The organism is Janibacter massiliensis, assembly GCF_900289115.1.
Lineage (GTDB): Bacteria > Actinomycetota > Actinomycetes > Actinomycetales > Dermatophilaceae > Janibacter_A > Janibacter_A massiliensis.
Window position 1 is genome coordinate 962566 of the sequence record NZ_LT985196.1, and the last position, 15144, is coordinate 977709.

The window sequence follows — 15144 nt, forward strand, 5'->3', positions numbered from 1 at the left end:
CGGATCTCGAGAGGGTCAGGCCGTCTCGATGTTCTCGAGGGCCTTCTTGGCGGTGTCGACCGCGCTGGTCGGCATCGGGGCAGCGCCCGCCTCGCCAGCGACCTTCTGGCCGTCCTCGGACGAGACGTACTCGAGGTACGACTTGACCGTCTTGGCCGTCTCGGCGTCGTCGTACGTGGAGCACGCGATCGCGTAGGAGACGAGGACGACCGGGTAGACGCCCGCGCCCGTCTTGCCGCGGTCGAGCTTGACCGAGTAGTCGGTCTTGCTGTCGGGCATGGCGCGCTCGGCGCCGTCGAGGATCTTGGCCGCGGCCTCGGGGCTGTACTCGATGTACTCCTCGCCCGACTTGATCTTGGCGGCCTTGAGCTTGTCACCGATCTGGGAGGCGTCGGCGTAGGTGATCGCGCCGTCGGTGGACGAGGCGACGTCGACGACGCCCGAGGTGCCCTTGGCGGCCTCCTTGCCCTTGATCGGCCAGACGTCGTCCGGCTCGTGCGTCCAGGCCTTCGGCGCAGCCTCACCGAGGTAGGCCGAGAAGTTCTTCGACGTGCCCGAGTCGTCCGAGCGGTTCACCGGCGTGATGTCGGTGTCCGGGAGCTCGACGCCCTCGTTCTCCTTGGCGATCTTCGGGTCGTTCCACTTCTTGATCTTGCCCTCGAAGATCTCGGCGACGACGTCCGCCGAGAGGTTCAGGCTGTCGACGCCCTCGAGGTTGTAGGCGACGGCGATCGGGGCGACGTAGACGGGGAACTGGATGGTCTCGCCCTTGCAGCCCTTCTTCTTGGCGTTGGCCATCTCCTCCTCGTCCATCGCCGAGTCCGAGCCGGCGAAGTCGACGGCGCCCGAGATGAACTTGTCGCGGCCCGCGCCCGAGCCGTCGGGCGAGTACTCGACGGTGGCGTCCGAGTTCGCCTCGCCGAAGGCGTTGATCCACTCGGTCTGGGCGTTCTCCTGCGTGGAGGCGCCAGCGCCCTTGATCTTGCCGCTGACGGCCTCGCCGCTGGCGGCGCCGTCGGTGGAGTCGGACTCGTTGCCCGCGCCGCAGGCGCCGAGGCCGAGGGCCAGGGTGAGGGCGAGAGCGGCGGGGAAGGCAGTGCGCTTCAAGGGTGAACCTCTCTGTGTGTGTGGCCACGCCAGGTAGCTCAGGGAGATATCCCGGGCGCAACCGTCGTGGTCGTACATCTCGAACCTAGGGGCGCCGGGTGACGCTCCGACCTGCCCAAGGTGAATGGCAGGTGAACGAACAGTCCATTTCGGTAACGGATCGGGGCTGGTTGGGCGAACGGCGGTCGTGGACCGCGCTCAGGCGGTGTCGCCCGGGTGGTGGCGCTCGACGGCGACGACCCGGGCCGCCGAGCCGGTCCCGACGAGGTGGGCGACGAGGACCTCGCCCTTGTCCATCCCGTCCTCGATGAGGGCGTCGAGGACGGCCGCGCCGACCTCGCCGTCGGTGTCGGCGGGGTCGACGATCCCGCGCAGCACCTGCGCGAGGGCGGGGAGCACGGGGCCGTGGCTGCACAGGGCGGCGGCAGTTCCGCGCTCGAGGAGGCGCTCGACGTGGTGGACCGCGCGACCGGGGTCCTCGGCGAAGCCCTCCTCGGACAGGCCGGGCTTGAAGCGCAGCGGCTGCCCGACGGTGACGGCGTAGGGCGCGAGGGTGTCGGCGGCGCGCACGGACGGGGAGCTGATGAGCCGGCTCAGGCCGTATGCCGCGAGGAGCGGGACGAGGTGGACGGCCTGGTCGCGGCCGCGGTCGTCGAGGGGTCGCAGCTGGTCGTCACCGGTCCAGCCCTTGCGGGGCTGCGCCTTCGCGTGGCGGACGACGGCGAGGGACCACGTCGACAGGCGCCCGGCCTCGTCGGCGCGGACGAGCGAGTCGAGCTGGTCGCGGTCGTGGGGGTAGCTGAGGCGTTCGGCGGCGGCCGGGGCGGGCAGCCAGGCGACCTCGTCGACCTCGGCGTCGAGGGTGCCCGTGCCGCCCGTGACCTCGGCGGCCCAGTAGCGGACCTCCTTGAGCGCGAGGCGGCCCTTGGAGTCCCGGAAGGTGTAGGTCGTCGTGGGGAGCGGGCGCCCGAGCCGGACCTCGTGGCCGGTCTCCTCGCGCGTCTCGCGGACGGCGGTGACGGGGAAGAGCTCCCCGGGGTCGACCTTCCCCTTGGCCCACGCCCAGTCGTCGTAGCGGGGTCGGTGGACGAGTGCGACCTCGAGCTCGCCGCGTCGGCGGCGCCACGGCAAGGTGCCGGCGGCGAGGACGGTCATGCGCCCATCCTTCCACCCCACCTCTCCCTCCCCGCAATTGCGCGCGCAAGTGACATCTACGCGCGATATGTCGCGCGCAGATGAATGTGATGGCGCGCAGATCTCGTCGCCCCGGTTGCGTGGTGGTGCCCGTTCGGCCCGTCCGCGGGTGAGCTGCGACCGACAAGCCTCGGGCCCGGCGGCGGCCTGGCGGACGTGAGGGGCTGACGGGTCCGAACGCATGCGTCGGCCGCGCTCGCGATCGAGCCCAGCCAGCGATGCCCGGTGAGGCCCCCGTCCCTGGTCGCGGATGACGCGGCGGCGCGGCGAGGACCCTGCGCGATCGCACCGGGGTCGAAATCTGCGCGCCACATGGTTCAGACGCGCGCGATGTATCGCGCGCAGATGTCACTTGCGCGCGCAATTGCAGCTCTGTCCTCTACACATCTGCCGCCGCCGNGTGGGGTGGGGTGCAGGGTCAGGGGTGGGCGAGCATGACGTCCGTCGCCGCGATCTCGAAGCCTGCTCGGCGGTAGGTGCGCAGGGCTCGGTCGTTGTCGCCGTCGACGTAGAGGCTGATCGACCTCGCACCCGTCCGCGCGAGGTACCCGATCCCGAGCGCCGTCACCGGTCCGGCGAGCCCTCGTCCCTGGACCTGCGGGTGCACCGCGACCGCGTACACCTCGCCCTCGTCCGACCCCGGCTCCCGCTTCGTCCAGTGCGACGCGACGAGCCGCGGCCGATCACCCGAGACGTCCTCCACCAGCACGAGCCCGGCCGGGTCGAACCACGCCTCCGCCTGGCGCTCGTGCAGGTCGGCCAAGGTCATCCGGCCCTGCTCGGGGTGGTCGGCGAAGGCCGTCGCGTTGAGCTCGAGCCACGCTTGCTCGTCCTGCCCGACGACGAACGACCGCGCCACCAGCCCCTCGGGCAGCCCCACCGGCTCCCGGTCCTGGGCCCGCACGGGTCGAGCCATCCGGTGCAGCTCGCGGACGACCTCCAGCCCCCGGTCCGCGCCGAGCGCCCGCGCCGGCGCGAGCCCGCCGTGGGCCCAGAACCGCGCCCCCGGCTCGTCCGCCAGCACCGCGTCGACGAGCGAGCGCCCCACCCCACGACGCCGCGCGTCCGGGTCGACGACGAGCTCGACCGCCCCGTCGGCCGCGACCTGCCCGTACCCGACCAGTCGGCCACCCTCGCGCGCCATCAGGTGGCTCGAGCGCTCCCCGTCGAGGTCGAGGAGGAACTGCTCCGACAGCGGCGCCACCCCGTCCGTCGCAGTCGCCCGCCGCGCGAGCTCCCGGACCTCGTCGACCGCTGGGCCCAGCAGCCACCCCGTCCGCTCGAGACTCACGGCGCCGTCTCCACGCTCGCCTCGACCGCGTCGGGCACGAACCGGTACCCGACGTTGCGCACCGTCCCGATGAGGACTTCGTGGTCCTGCCCGAGCTTGGCCCGCAGCCGCCGCACGTGGACGTCGATCGTCCGCGTGCCCCCGTAGTAGTCGTGACCCCAGACCTCGTGCAGCAGCTGCTCCCGGGTGAACGCGCGCCCCGGGTGCTGCACGAGGTACTTCAGCAGCTCGAACTCCTTGTACGTGAGGTCGAGCTGCTGCCCCCGCAGCCGCGCGCTGTACGCGTCCTCGTCGATGACGATGTCCCCGGCCTCGATCTCCGGTGCCGCCACGGCCTCGGAACGCGCCGCGGCCCGCCCCCGCGCCAGCCGGACCCGCGCCTCCACCTCGGCCGGCCCGGCCGTGTCGAGGAGGGCGTCGTCGACCTCCCACTCGACCGTGAGCGCGGCGAGCCCACCCTCGGTGAGGACGGCGACGAGCGGTGCGAGCGTGCCCGTCGCGCGGATCATGCGGCACAGCGCCCGTGCCTGGGCGAGCTCGCGGCGGGCGTCGACGAGGAGGACGTCGTGCTCGGGCGCGTCCACCATCACCGCGGGTTCGGCCGGCAGGACCCGCACCGCGTGACCGAGCAGGCCGAGCGCAGGCAGCACCTCCGTGCTCGGGGCGAGCGCGTTCGTCAGGAGGAGGAGTCGGGCCATCCGGGTCAGGATACGGGCGGCCGCTACCCTCGGCGCGTGACCACCGAGCCGGCTCGACGCGACGCGGAGGAGGCCATTCCCACGCGCGCCAGCCGCCGCGCGGCCCGCACCGTGCGCGTGGACGCCGTGGGCGCAACCCCGGGTCCCGCCCCCAGGGCCGACCGTGCCACGGCCGCCCTCGCCGTGCTCGTGGGTGTGCTCCTCGCCGCCGCGGGTGTCGTCGCCGACCGCGCCCCGACCGCCGCTGTGGTCGCGCTCCTCGTGGTCGCCGTCGCCAACGGGTGGCCCGGGCTGCTGCGGCTGCCCTCGGCGCTCGGCGCGCGCACGGTGCTCCTGCTCTCCAGCGCCGCGCTGCTGGCCGCGGTCCTCGTCCGGCGCGACGAACCCCTCCTCGAGCACGTCCCGGTCGCGCTCGCCCTCTCCACCGTCGGCATCTGCCTGCAGCAGCTGGTCCGCTCGGACGGCCGAACCGCGCTCACCCACAGCCTCGCCGTGAGCGCGGCCGCCGTCGCAGTGTTCCTCTGCGGGGTCTGCCTGGTCCCCCTCGCCGCGCTCTACCTCGAGGCCCGCCCCGTCGCACTCGTCGGCGCGGCCCTGGCCGCCGGTGCGCTCGCCGACCTCCTGCCCCTGCGGCGCTGGGCGATCCCACTGGCGATGCTCCTGGGGGCCGGTGCCGCCGTCGTCGCCGACCTCCTCGTGGGGCGGGGTGACCCGGGCGCGAGCGCCCTCATCGGTGTCGTCGTCGCGATGGTTGCCGCATCGGTCCGGCACGTGCTCGCGGGCTCCGTGCGCGTCCGCGGGTGGGCCGACCGGCTCACGGTTGCGGCCGCCGGCGCCCTCGTGCCGGGGGTCGCGGTCTACGCGATCTCCCGGGCCGTGCTCGGCTGAACCGGTCCGCCCCCGCGCTAGCCTGCGGACCGTGCTGACGATCGACGAGAACCTCCATCCCGACATCGCACCCCTGGCCTGGCTCATCGGCCGGTGGGAGGGTGCCGGTGTCGTCGGCTACCCGACGATGGAGGAGTCGGCGAACTTCGGCCAGGAGCTGGTCGTCGAGCACGACGGGCGGCCGTTCCTGTCGTGGACGAGCCGGACGTGGATCCTCGACGAGTCCGGTCAGAAGGTCCGCCCGTCCGCCAGCGAGTCGGGCTACTGGCGCGCGGCGGGGGAGGGCGAGGTCGAGCTGCTCCTGGCCCACCCGACGGGGATCGTCGAGATGTACTACGGCACGGTCGAGCCCGCCAGGATCCAGGTGCGCACCGACTCCGTCGTGCGCAGCCCGTCCGCCAAGGAGTACACCGCCGCGGCCCGGATGTACGGGCTCGTCGGCGGGAACCTCATGTGGGTGATGGACATGGCGGCGATGGGCGAGACGACGACGAGCCACGTCTCCGCCGAGCTCAAGCGCGTCGGCTGACGGGGCCTGCCCCCGCGGTGGCCCCTCAGCGCGACCGCGCCTCGTACGTCGACATCGAGTCCTTCCGCAGGGCGACGGCGAGGTCGTGCATGCCGGCGTCGTCCATGACGACGATCGACATCCCGCGCGCCGTGCCGAGCCCGCTGTAGGGGGCGGTGACGAAGTGGATGTCCTCGCCTCGCACCTTGCGCATCGACAGGGCCTGCGAGCGCAGCGTCGACCGGTCGAAGCTCTCGTCGACCGTCGTGTTCTTCGTCCCGACGTCGACGAGCCGGCTGAACTTCACGGGGTTGAGCAGGGTGTCGCGGTCGAGCACCTTGAGCATGAGCGCCTTGAGGAAGGCCTGCTGGCGGCGCCCGCGGGAGATGTCGCCCTGGCTCAGCTGGTAGCGCTCCCGGACGAAGGCGAGGGCCTGCTCGCCGTTCAGGTCGTTCCAGCCCTGACGGATGGCGACCGGCCCGCCGTTGCCGCGGCCGTTGCTCGCCTCCTCGGCGTACACCCGGACCCCACCGACCGCGTCGGTGATGTTCTTGAAGCCCTCGAAGTCCGTCTTGACGACGTGGTCGACCTTGACACCGACGAGGTTCTCTAGCGTGCGCACGAGCAGCGGCGCGCCGCCGTAGGCGAAGGAGTGGTTGATCTTGTCGCGCCCGGCCCGGCCCGGTATCGGGACGAAGAGGTCGCGCGGGAAGTGGATGAGGTCGACCCGGGTGCGGGCGTCGTTCACGTGCGCCAGGACGATGACGTCGGAGCGGCTGACGGTCTCGCCGGGACGCGCGTCGGACCCCAGGAAGAGGATGTTCTCGCCCTCGCCGGTGACCAGCGTCCCTGCCTTCTTGCCACTCCTCGGGTCCCGCCAGCCGGCGCCGCCGCCGGTCGAGTCGTCGGGCAGCATCGCCTCGCGCCGGAGGTTGTCGTTCGCCGTCGACTCGACGTAGTAGCCGTAGCTGACGAATGCGACGAGCAGTGCCGTCCCTGCGCACAGCAGCGCGATGAGGGCACGGCGCAGCCGCCGACGTCGGGGCGGCTCGGCGTCGCTCGCGGAGCGACGGCTCGCGCGGGTCACGACCGGCGCGAGCGGGTCCTCCGGTCGGTCGAGGTCGTCGAGACGGTCGCTGCGCACGGGCGTCATCGTACGGCGGGGATGCTGGACGAACCCCGTGATCGACGGTGCCGTGACCACGCCCACGGCGCCGCTGCCTACAGTGACCGGGTGGGCGAGCACGACGAGGCGTTGCGGGCGGCCGGGCTGCGGGCGACGCTGCCGCGCCGCCGGGTGCTCGAGGTCCTCGCCGACCGCGCGCACCTCACCCCCGACGAGATCGCCCGCGCCGTCCCCGACCGGGAGTGCGGCCCCGTCCCGCCCTCGACGGTCTACCGCGCGCTCGACGCGCTCGAGGGGGCCGGGCTCGTCGACCACACCCACCTCGACCACGGGCCGCCGACGTACCACCTCGCCGACCACGAGGGACACCTGCACCTCGTGTGCCGGACGTGCGGGACCGTCACCGAGCTCGCGGCGGGGCTCGCCGCCGACCTCGCCGCCCGCCTGCGGCGCGAGACCGGGTTCGACGCCGACCTCACCCACATGGCGATCCACGGCCGCTGCGCCTCCTGCGCCGACGAGCTCCACCGGAAGGACCCCGCAACATGACCGTCCCCCACCACGGCGACCCCGCCCGCGAGCAGCGTCTCCTCGAGGAGGGACTGGCCGTCGTCGACCTGTCCGACCGCGGTGTCGTCACCGTCTCCGGGCCCGACCGACTCTCGTGGCTGCACTCGCTGACGACCCAGCACCTCCTCGACCTGCCGCCGCGCACCTCGCGCGAGTCGCTGATCCTCAGCCCGAAGGGACACGTCGAGCACGCCCTGCACGTCGTCGACGACGGCGAGCGGACGTGGCTGCTCACCGAGCCCGAGGCCGCCGCGCCGGTCGTGGCCTGGCTCGACTCGATGCGCTTCATGCTGCGGGTCGAGGTCGAGGACGTCTCCGACCGGTACGTCGTCCTCGGGGAGCCGATCGGGCGGGAGTCGGTCGACGGCGAGGACGTCGCGTGGGTCGACCCGTGGCCGGGCCCGGTCGGGGACACGGCGCTCTACGGGCCGGCGACGGAGGACCACCCTGCGCGGGGTCGGGCCTGGCGGGAGCTCGTCGTGCCGCGGGACCGGTTCGATGAGGCCGTCGCCGGTCGACCGCTCGCCGGGACGTGGGCCGCGGAGGCGCTGCGGGTCGCCGCGTGGCGGCCGCGGGTCGGTGCCGAGACCGACCACCGGACGATCCCGCACGAGCTCGACTGGCTGCGCACGGCCGTGCACCTGCACAAGGGCTGCTACCGCGGGCAGGAGACGATCGCGCGGGTGCACAACCTCGGTCGGCCGCCGCGTCGGCTGGCCTTCCTCCACCTCGACGGGTCCGAGCACGTCCTGCCCGACCCCGGCGCGGAGGTGACGCTCGAGGGGCGCACCGTCGGTCGGCTCACGTCGGTCGCGCGGCACCGCCTCGACGGTCCCATCGCGCTCGCCGTGCTCAAGCGGTCGACGCCGGTCGGTGTCGACCTCCTCGTCGGCACGACGACCGCCGCCCAGACGGAGATCGTCCCCCGCGACTGACGGGGTCCCGCTCAGCGGGTGCCGAGCAGGCGGCGCGCCTGGTCCGGCGTCATCGCCGGGCGCTGCAGGAGCGTCGCCAGCTCCGCGGCCCGCTGCACGAGTCGGACGTTGTCGGCCTTCTCGCCCCGCGCGAAGGTCGTGACGTCCTCGATCCCGACGCGTGCGTGGCCGCCGGCGGCGAGCGCCGTCGCCATCACCGGCAGGTGCGAGCGGCCCACGCCCGTCGCCGACCACGTCGTCACCTCGGGCGGGAACGCGGCGAGCGCGGCCATGAGGGCCTGCGGCGTGCCGGGCAGGCCGCCGGGGACACCGAGGACGAGGTCGACGTGGACACCTTCGCCGAACGGCAGGCCGTGGGTGTCGAGGAGCCGGCGCAGGGTCCACAGGTGGCCGACGTCGAAGACCTCGAACTCGGGGACGACCCGGCGCTCGCGGGCGAGGAGGAAGAGGTCCTGGATGAAGCCCCACGGGTTGTGGAAGACGTCGTCGCCGAAGTTCAGGGTGCCAAGGGTGAGGCTGCACGAGTCCGGTGCGGTGTCGAGGACGGCGAGCCGGGCGGCGAAGGGGTCATGGACGCCGCCGCCCGTCGAGAGCTGGACGACGAGGTCGCTCGCCTCGCGGATCGCGGCCACGCACTCGCGCAGCAGCCCCGGGTCGAGCGAGGGTGCGTGCTGCTCGTCCCGGGCGTGGACGTGGATCATCGCCGCGCCCGCGGCCTGGCACGCCGCCGCGGTGGATGCGAGCTCCTCCGGTCCGGACGCGATGGCGGGGACGGCGGCTCGATCGTGCTCGGCGCCGGTCGGCGCGACGGTGAGGAGGGTGCCGTCGACGGGGGGTGAGGCCGAAGGATCTGCGGTCATGCACGGAGTCTGGCAGGAGATCGTTCGGCGCACGAGCGTGTTTGGTCCGTACCGGGTGATGCTAACCACAATGGTTTGCACTGCTAACCAAAGTTAGCAATACTGGAGGCATGCCCAAGGACCTTCTCGGCGCCTACCTGCGGGAGCAGCGCCTCTCCGCCCGGCTGTCGGTACGGCAGCTGTCGGAGCTCGCGGGCATCTCCAACCCCTATCTCTCGCAGATCGAGCGCGGCCTCAAGCGGCCGAGCGCCGAGATCCTCCAGCGGATCGCGACCGGGCTCCACATCTCGGCCGAGACGCTCTACGTCCAGGCGGGGCTCCTCGACCCCGAGGACCACATCCGGACCGACCGGCCCACGACCAGGGATGCCATCCGCGCCGACCAGGCGCTGACGGCCAAGCAGCGGCAGGTGCTGCTCGACGTCTACGACTCGTTCGTCGGCAGCGAGGAGGACGCTCCCGAGGGTGCGTCGGCACCGGAGCCGCAGCCCGCCGAGGCGAGCGCCGTCGAGAAGAAGGCCCCCGCCAGGAAGACCACCCAGAAGAAGGCGACGGCGAAGAAGGCCGCGCCCAGGAAGACCGCGGCGAAGAAGGCCGCCACCAAGAAGACCGCGGCGAAGAAGACCGTCGCGACCAAGACCACCCGACCGGACGCCTGACCCGACCCCAGGAGAGATCATGGCTGACACCACCACCGCCAAGAAGACGACCACCAAGCGCACGACCGCGCGCACCACGGCGGCGAAGAAGCCTGCCACGAAGACGGCCCCCAAGAAGACGACGACCCGCAAGGCGGCGACGCGCACGACGACGGCGGGCAAGGCGACGGAGACCGCCGCGCAGAAGGCGGCTCGTCGGACGCGCACCGCGAAGAGCGCATCGAAGGCCACGACCTCGCGCTCGACCACCCGCACCACGACGACCCGCACGGCCGCCGTGAGCACGCCGGAGACGTCGGTCGAGGCGAAGGTCACGACCCCGCGCGTCGACCTCGGCCGCGTCACCACGCCGACCTACGCCCTCATCGGCGCGACCGACCTCGCCGTCGAGCGCGCGCGCCGCCTCACGGCGGACCTCGTCGCCCTCCCGGGCCGGACGGTCAACGGGATCATCTCCGCGCCGGGCGCCGTCCTCGCCGCCGGCCTCACCTCGGTCAGCCGCGCGCAGCGCGGGTACGAGGATCTCGCCGAGCGCGGCGAGAACCTCACGACCCGCGTCGTCGAGCAGACCGCGACCCAGCAGCTCGCCTCCCAGGCCGGCGCCACCCTCGCCCTCGGCAAGGGGGCCGTCACCTCGGCCCGCCGGTCGGCCAGCGAGGTCGAGCGCTCGGCGAAGGCACTCCTGACGACGACGCGCAACGAGACCGCGCACGCCGCCGAGGCCATCGCCGGGTCCGTCCACCTCTCGGTCGACACCGACGCCGCGGCGAAGGCCGTCAAGGACTCGGCCCGCCGCACGAAGTCGGCCGCCAAGCGCACCGCGACGACGGCCCGCACGTCCGCCGCCCGCACGAAGTCGGCCGCCAAGCGCGTGACGACCGGCGCGACCAACACCGCGGACGCCGCGACGACGGCGACCGGTGCCGCCGCGGGCAAGGTCGGCGACCCGAAGAATGCGCCGGCCACCGCGGCCGACACGACGCCGGCGACCGCCGAGGTCGCCGTCGAGGCGAAGGTCGACGCGAAGGCCTGACGCACGACCGATCGGGCGCCGGGGCGCACGGAGCACGACCGTTAGGGTCGCCGCCGTGACCCCGGCGCCCGTTCCGTTCCCCGGCGAGCCCGACGCCCCGCCGTCGGCGCTGCACCGCACCGTCCCGATCGCCCGCGTGACCCGCGGTGGGTTCGTCGAGTCCGTCCACCACGGCCTCGCTGTCGTCACCGAGCCCGACGGCGGGACGTTGCTCGCCCTGGGTGACACCACCGCACCCGTGCTCCCGCGCTCGTGCCTCAAGCCGGTGCAGGCCCTGGCGATGGTGCGGCTGGGCCTCGACCTCCCGCCCGAGCAGCTCGCCCTCGTGTGCTCGAGCCACTCGGGCGACCCCGGTCACCTCGACGGGGTCCGGGCGATCCTCGCCGCCGGCGGTCTGCGGGCCGGCGATCTCGAGACGACCCCGTCGTTCCCGTACGGCGTGGCGGAGCGGGACGCCTGGGTCGCTGCCGGGCGGGGCCCGGAGCCGATCGGCCACGACTGCTCGGGCAAGCACGCCGGGATGCTGCGGACGTGCCTGGTCAACGGGTGGCCGACCCGCGGGTACCTCGAGCCGTCCCACCCCCTCCAGCGGGCGATCCTCGCCACCGTCGCGGACGAGGTGGGGCCGTGCGGCGGCGTCCTCACCGTCGACGGGTGCGGGGCGCCGGTCCCCGCCGTCCCGCTCGACGGGCTGGCCCGCGCCATCGGACGGATCGCCGCCGGTGCCGACGACCCCGACCGGCGCCGGGTCGCCGACGCGATGCGGGCGCACCCCCACCTCGTCGGAGGTGCCGGGCGCGAGGCGACGGTCCTCATGGAGGCCCTGCCGGGTGTGCTCGCCAAGGACGGGGCGGAGGCGGTGTTCGTCGTCGGCCTGCCCGACGGCCGGGGCATCGCGGTGAAGGTCGCCGACGGGTCGACGCGGGCGTTCCGTGCCGTGCTCCGGGCTGTCCTCGCCCGGCTCGACCTGGACGGCGCCGCCCTCGGCGAGGTCGAGATCCTCGGGCACGGGCAGCCGGTCGGGACGATCGAGGCGGTGGTCTGAGTGCGCACCGTCCTGCAGCGGGCGGACGGCGCGAGCGTCACCGTCGACGGTGAGGTCGTCGCCGCGTTCGAGGGCCAGGGGCTCGTCGCGCTCGTCGGGGTGACCCACGGTGACGGGCCGCAGGAGGTCGCGACGACCGTGCGGAAGATCGCCGAGCTGCGCATCCTCGACGGCGAGCGCTCCGTGCTCGATGCCGGAGCCCCGGTCATCGTCGTCAGCCAGTTCACCCTTCACGCCGACGTCCGGAAGGGACGTCGCCCGTCGTGGAACGCCGCCGCGCCGGGGTCGGTCGCCGAGCCGGTCGTCGCGCAGGTGTGCGCGCAGCTGCGCGAGCGCGGGATCGAGGTCGGGAGCGGCGTGTTCGGTGCCGACATGCGGGTCGCGCTCGTCAACGACGGCCCGGTGACGATCGTCCTCGACGTCCCGCCGTCGCAGCCGGCGGGCTGACCGGCCTCAGGTCGTCGCGTCGGCGTCCCGGTCGGCGAGGGCGCGTTCGACCGCCGCGCGGTAGTCCATCGGCTCGAACGGGACGACCTGCCGGATCGAGTCGTCGGTGACGAGCACCTCGACGTCCATGGAGTCGATGAGGTTGCGGCCCGTGGTCGTGTCTACGTCGGTGACGAGCGAGAGCCACCGCGCGGACAGCTGCGGGGTGAGGACCGGGACGGGGACGATCGGCGGCTGGCGACGGCCCTCGACCTGCGCGGCGACCTTGAGCATCTCGGTGTACGTCAGCCGGTCCGGCCCGCCGACCTCGAAGACCTTCCCGATGGCGCCCTCGTTGTCGGCGACCCCGACGAGGTACCGGACGATGTCGTCGAGGGCGATGGGCTGGGTCCGGGTCTGCGCCCACCGTGGGACGACCATCGCCGGGAGGTTCTTCACCAGCTGCCGGGTGATCTCCCACGAGATGCCACCGTCCCCGACGATGACGGCCGCGCGCAGCACGGTGACGGGGACGCCGGCCTCGCCGAGAAGGGTCTCGACGGCCCGCCGGGAGCGCAGGTGCGTCGACAGCTCGTCGTCGTCCGACCCCAGGCCCCCGAGGAAGACGATCTGCCGCACGCCCCCGCGCGCCGCGGCCTCGCCGAAAGCGCGCGCCGAGGCCGCCTCGGTCTCCTCGAAGTCGTCCTGGTCGAGGGAGTGGACGAGGTAGTACGCGACCTCGACGCCCTGCAGCGCCGGGCCGAGCGTGTCGGGATCCTGGACGTCGGCCCTCACCGGCTCGCCGGGGCCGTCGTAGCGCTCGGGGTGCCGGGTCATCGCTCGGACGTCGTGGCCGGCCTCGACCAGCGCGGGGACGAGTCGGCGTCCGACGAAACCGGTCGCACCGGCGACGAGCATGCGGGTCATGGCACCAACCTAGCGACCCCCGGCGGACCCCCTAGGCTCTCGGCCATGCAGATCCTCCTCGGCGTGCAGAACCTCGTAGCCCTCGTCCTCGGGGTGACCGCGTTCGCCGTCGAGGTCTTCGCGCTCGTCCACGCCGCGCGGCAGCGGCCCGACGCCTTCGTCGCGGCCGGGAAGTTGACGAAGAAGGTGTGGCTGCTCATCCTCGGGGTGTGTGCGCTCGTCGGCTTCGTCTCGTTGTGGAACGTGCTCTCGCTCTTCGGGCTGCTCGCGATCGTCGGCGCGGGGGTCTACCTGGCCGACGTGCGCCCGGCGATCGCCCAGGTCCTCGGCCGCGCCCGCGCCAACCGCTGGTAGCGGGAGCCGAGCCGATCAGCCCGCGGTCGGCCGGACGCCGGGGTCCGTCCCCCTGTTGGCGCCAGTCGAGGTGTTGTAGAGCATGAAGGTGCCGATGATGACTCCGCCCTGGATGACCTCGAACACCGTTCCGACGGGGCGACCGTCCGAACCGTGCCGGAGATAGCCCGAGGCTGAACCGTCGTTGAGGCGGATCTGGCCGTTTGCGTCCGTCGTGAGCGTGACGCTCTGCAGCTGATTCGCGCGCTGCTGCGCGACGGTGGAGGAGATTTTCGGGTCGGGCACGAACCAGAACGTGTCGTAGTTGTTCGCCAGCGGACGCTGCCAGTTGTCGTCCTTCACCTTGATGGTGAGCTGTGCCCCAGAGATCGTCGACTGGCCGGTCGAGTTCGTGAGGGTGATGACCACGCCCTGGGCGATGTATCCGTCTCCCGCGTTGTCGGTCCACTTGCCGCCGGTCGGACCGACGTCGACCTTGATCGAACGGGGGGACGCGGCAAACGCCGGCGCTGCTGCGGCCACGGTGATAGTGGGAACGGTCCACGCGGCGCCGATGGCCACGGACCGGCGCGAGATGGACGACGTCATGGGTGTTCCTTTGCCTCGGGGAGGACCGCAGCTCCTCTGCTGACTCTGCGGTCGGCGGATCGCGGAGGCGACCGCCTGGATACCAATGGTAACCCCGCGGCCGGCGGCGCGTGGGCCGTTCGAAATCCGCATGCCGAACCGTCCGCCTCACCTCCTACATTCGCCGCACCTCCTGCATTTGCGCGCGCAATTGCCATCTGCGCGCGATATCTCACGCGCAGATGCACCATGTGACGCGCGGATTCACGAGGGTCGGGCGGGCGGCTGCGACGTGGACCGGGAGGACGCGGCGGTCGCCTGCGCGTCGCGCGCGTCGCCGGCCACGTGGCGGTCTCGTCCCACGGGCAGGCAGTTCGCCTAGCGGGCGACGCAGCCGAGCGGGTTCGGGGTGCTCGAGGGTGCGAACTGCCTGTCGCACGCACTGCTCCGCGCCAGGACCGTCCCCCGCGACGGCGGACCGCTCGGGGGTGAGCGCTCGCACCACCCGCGCAGCCGGGCGAGGGTGGGCCACAATGGAGAGGGGCGCACCGCCCGAGCCGCAGCACGACGAGAGGGAAGCATGAGCCAGCCGTCCGACCCGCGCGGGTCGATCTTCACCAGCCAGCGGCCCTGGGGTGGCTTCGAGCAGTTCACCCTCAACGAGCCGACGACCGTGAAGATCATCACCGTGCAGCCCGGCCAGCGACTGTCGCTGCAGACCCACGAGCAGCGGGGCGAGCTGTGGCAGGTCCTCGACGGGACGTTCGAGATCACGCTCGACGACGAGGTCTTCCCCGCGGCCAAGGACGACCGCATCTGGGTCGCCCGCGGCGCGCGCCACCGGATGCACAACACGGGTGAGACGCCCGCCCGCATCCTCGAGATCGCGTACGGCACGTTCGACGAGGACGACATCGTCCGCATCGAGGACGACTACCAGCGCTGACCCGCGGCCC

Annotated in this window: 18 protein-coding genes; 10 read left to right on the plus strand and 8 right to left on the minus strand. The window is 73.1% G+C overall.

All coding sequences use genetic code 11. From position 1 onward, the window contains the following. Window positions 1-15: 15 nt before the first annotated feature. The 4 genes from pstS to DAA34_RS04705 form a co-directional block, all read right to left on the minus strand. On the minus strand, window positions 16-1107 hold the full coding sequence (pstS, locus tag DAA34_RS04690; RefSeq protein ID WP_234354106.1) for a phosphate ABC transporter substrate-binding protein PstS: 1092 nt from the start codon (window positions 1105-1107) through the stop codon (window positions 16-18). Window positions 1108-1305: 198 nt separating this feature from the next. Beyond that, window positions 1306-2262 (minus strand): NUDIX hydrolase, encoded by a 957-nt coding sequence (locus DAA34_RS04695; protein WP_106817823.1) that lies wholly within the window; start codon window positions 2260-2262, stop codon window positions 1306-1308. A 457-nt stretch (window positions 2263-2719) separates the two neighbouring features. After that, complete coding sequence (gene mshD, locus DAA34_RS04700) at window positions 2720-3592, minus strand: mycothiol synthase (RefSeq protein WP_106817824.1); 873 nt, start codon at window positions 3590-3592, stop codon at window positions 2720-2722. After that, window positions 3589-4290: a winged helix-turn-helix transcriptional regulator gene (locus tag DAA34_RS04705; protein WP_106817825.1), complete on the minus strand. Its 702-nt coding sequence runs from the start codon at window positions 4288-4290 to the stop codon at window positions 3589-3591. Before DAA34_RS04705 ends, mshD begins: the two co-directional genes overlap by 4 nt. A 36-nt stretch (window positions 4291-4326) precedes the next feature. Here DAA34_RS04705 and DAA34_RS04710 point away from each other — a divergent pair, with 36 nt between their 5' ends. Together DAA34_RS04710 and DAA34_RS04715 are read left to right on the plus strand one after the other, a co-directional pair. Next, the gene (locus DAA34_RS04710; protein WP_106817826.1) at window positions 4327-5178 is read left to right on the plus strand and encodes a hypothetical protein; all 852 of its coding nucleotides are present in this window, start codon (window positions 4327-4329) and stop codon (window positions 5176-5178) included. A 31-nt stretch (window positions 5179-5209) separates the two neighbouring features. Beyond that, window positions 5210-5707, plus strand: coding sequence for an FABP family protein (locus DAA34_RS04715; protein ID WP_106817827.1), 498 nt, complete (start codon window positions 5210-5212; stop codon window positions 5705-5707). 25 nt (window positions 5708-5732) lie between these two features. On the opposite strand, the gene DAA34_RS04720 is transcribed toward DAA34_RS04715, so the two are convergent. Next, entirely contained in the window at window positions 5733-6830 is a 1098-nt protein-coding gene (locus tag DAA34_RS04720; protein ID WP_234354107.1) for an LCP family protein, read from the minus strand. Window positions 6831-6920: 90 nt separating this feature from the next. On the opposite strand from DAA34_RS04720, the gene DAA34_RS04725 reads away from it, so the two are divergent. Both DAA34_RS04725 and ygfZ read left to right on the plus strand, forming a co-directional pair. After that, window positions 6921-7361 carry a Fur family transcriptional regulator gene (locus DAA34_RS04725; RefSeq protein WP_234354108.1) on the plus strand — a complete coding sequence of 147 codons (441 nt, stop codon included), beginning with the start codon at window positions 6921-6923 and terminating at the stop codon, window positions 7359-7361. Then, window positions 7358-8317 (plus strand): CAF17-like 4Fe-4S cluster assembly/insertion protein YgfZ, encoded by a 960-nt coding sequence (gene ygfZ, locus DAA34_RS04730; protein WP_106817830.1) that lies wholly within the window; start codon window positions 7358-7360, stop codon window positions 8315-8317. Before DAA34_RS04725 ends, ygfZ begins: the two co-directional genes overlap by 4 nt. 11 nt (window positions 8318-8328) lie before the next feature. On the opposite strand, the gene DAA34_RS04735 is transcribed toward ygfZ, so the two are convergent. Further along, complete coding sequence (locus DAA34_RS04735) at window positions 8329-9177, minus strand: BKACE family enzyme (protein ID WP_106817831.1); 849 nt, start codon at window positions 9175-9177, stop codon at window positions 8329-8331. Window positions 9178-9287: 110 nt separating this feature from the next. Here DAA34_RS04735 and DAA34_RS04740 point away from each other — a divergent pair, with 110 nt between their 5' ends. Genes DAA34_RS04740 through dtd form a run of 4 tightly spaced genes read left to right on the plus strand, consistent with a single transcriptional unit; the run spans window position 9288 to window position 12361 of the window. Further along, a complete protein-coding gene (locus DAA34_RS04740) occupies window positions 9288-9836 on the plus strand; it encodes a helix-turn-helix domain-containing protein (RefSeq protein WP_106817832.1) in 549 nt (182 codons plus the stop codon). 19 nt (window positions 9837-9855) lie between these two features. Next, window positions 9856-10869 (plus strand): hypothetical protein, encoded by a 1014-nt coding sequence (locus tag DAA34_RS12265; RefSeq protein WP_199847421.1) that lies wholly within the window; start codon window positions 9856-9858, stop codon window positions 10867-10869. Window positions 10870-10924: 55 nt separating this feature from the next. After that, the gene (locus tag DAA34_RS04750; RefSeq protein ID WP_234354109.1) at window positions 10925-11914 is read left to right on the plus strand and encodes an asparaginase; all 990 of its coding nucleotides are present in this window, start codon (window positions 10925-10927) and stop codon (window positions 11912-11914) included. Beyond that, a complete protein-coding gene (gene dtd / locus DAA34_RS04755) occupies window positions 11915-12361 on the plus strand; it encodes a D-aminoacyl-tRNA deacylase (protein ID WP_106817834.1) in 447 nt (148 codons plus the stop codon). It begins immediately after the preceding gene. Window positions 12362-12367: 6 nt separating this feature from the next. On the opposite strand, the gene DAA34_RS04760 is transcribed toward dtd, so the two are convergent. Further along, window positions 12368-13267: an NAD(P)H-binding protein gene (locus DAA34_RS04760; RefSeq protein WP_106817835.1), complete on the minus strand. Its 900-nt coding sequence runs from the start codon at window positions 13265-13267 to the stop codon at window positions 12368-12370. Between the two features lie 45 nt (window positions 13268-13312). Between DAA34_RS04760 and DAA34_RS04765 the strand changes: the two genes are divergently transcribed. Beyond that, window positions 13313-13621, plus strand: coding sequence for a DUF2516 family protein (locus tag DAA34_RS04765; RefSeq protein ID WP_106817836.1), 309 nt, complete (start codon window positions 13313-13315; stop codon window positions 13619-13621). A gap of 15 nt (window positions 13622-13636) precedes the next feature. On the opposite strand, the gene DAA34_RS04770 is transcribed toward DAA34_RS04765, so the two are convergent. Continuing rightward, on the minus strand, window positions 13637-14182 hold the full coding sequence (locus DAA34_RS04770) for a hypothetical protein (protein WP_158707615.1): 546 nt from the start codon (window positions 14180-14182) through the stop codon (window positions 13637-13639). A 586-nt stretch (window positions 14183-14768) separates the two neighbouring features. On the opposite strand from DAA34_RS04770, the gene DAA34_RS04775 reads away from it, so the two are divergent. After that, window positions 14769-15134 (plus strand): phosphomannose isomerase type II C-terminal cupin domain, encoded by a 366-nt coding sequence (locus DAA34_RS04775; protein WP_106817838.1) that lies wholly within the window; start codon window positions 14769-14771, stop codon window positions 15132-15134. Window positions 15135-15144 lie beyond the last annotated feature (10 nt).

Coding starts and splice junctions, on each gene's coding strand:
- DAA34_RS04695 (WP_106817823.1), bottom strand. CDS start 2,262: ATGACCGTCCTCGCCGCCGGCACCTTGCCGTGGCGCCGCCGACGCGGC.
- DAA34_RS04705 (WP_106817825.1), bottom strand. CDS start 4,290: ATGGCCCGACTCCTCCTCCTGACGAACGCGCTCGCCCCGAGCACGGAG.
- ygfZ (WP_106817830.1), top strand. CDS start 7,358: ATGACCGTCCCCCACCACGGCGACCCCGCCCGCGAGCAGCGTCTCCTC.
- DAA34_RS04735 (WP_106817831.1), bottom strand. CDS start 9,177: ATGACCGCAGATCCTTCGGCCTCACCCCCCGTCGACGGCACCCTCCTC.
- DAA34_RS04740 (WP_106817832.1), top strand. CDS start 9,288: ATGCCCAAGGACCTTCTCGGCGCCTACCTGCGGGAGCAGCGCCTCTCC.
- DAA34_RS12265 (WP_199847421.1), top strand. CDS start 9,856: ATGGCTGACACCACCACCGCCAAGAAGACGACCACCAAGCGCACGACC.
- DAA34_RS04760 (WP_106817835.1), bottom strand. CDS start 13,267: ATGACCCGCATGCTCGTCGCCGGTGCGACCGGTTTCGTCGGACGCCGA.
- DAA34_RS04765 (WP_106817836.1), top strand. CDS start 13,313: ATGCAGATCCTCCTCGGCGTGCAGAACCTCGTAGCCCTCGTCCTCGGG.
- DAA34_RS04775 (WP_106817838.1), top strand. CDS start 14,769: ATGAGCCAGCCGTCCGACCCGCGCGGGTCGATCTTCACCAGCCAGCGG.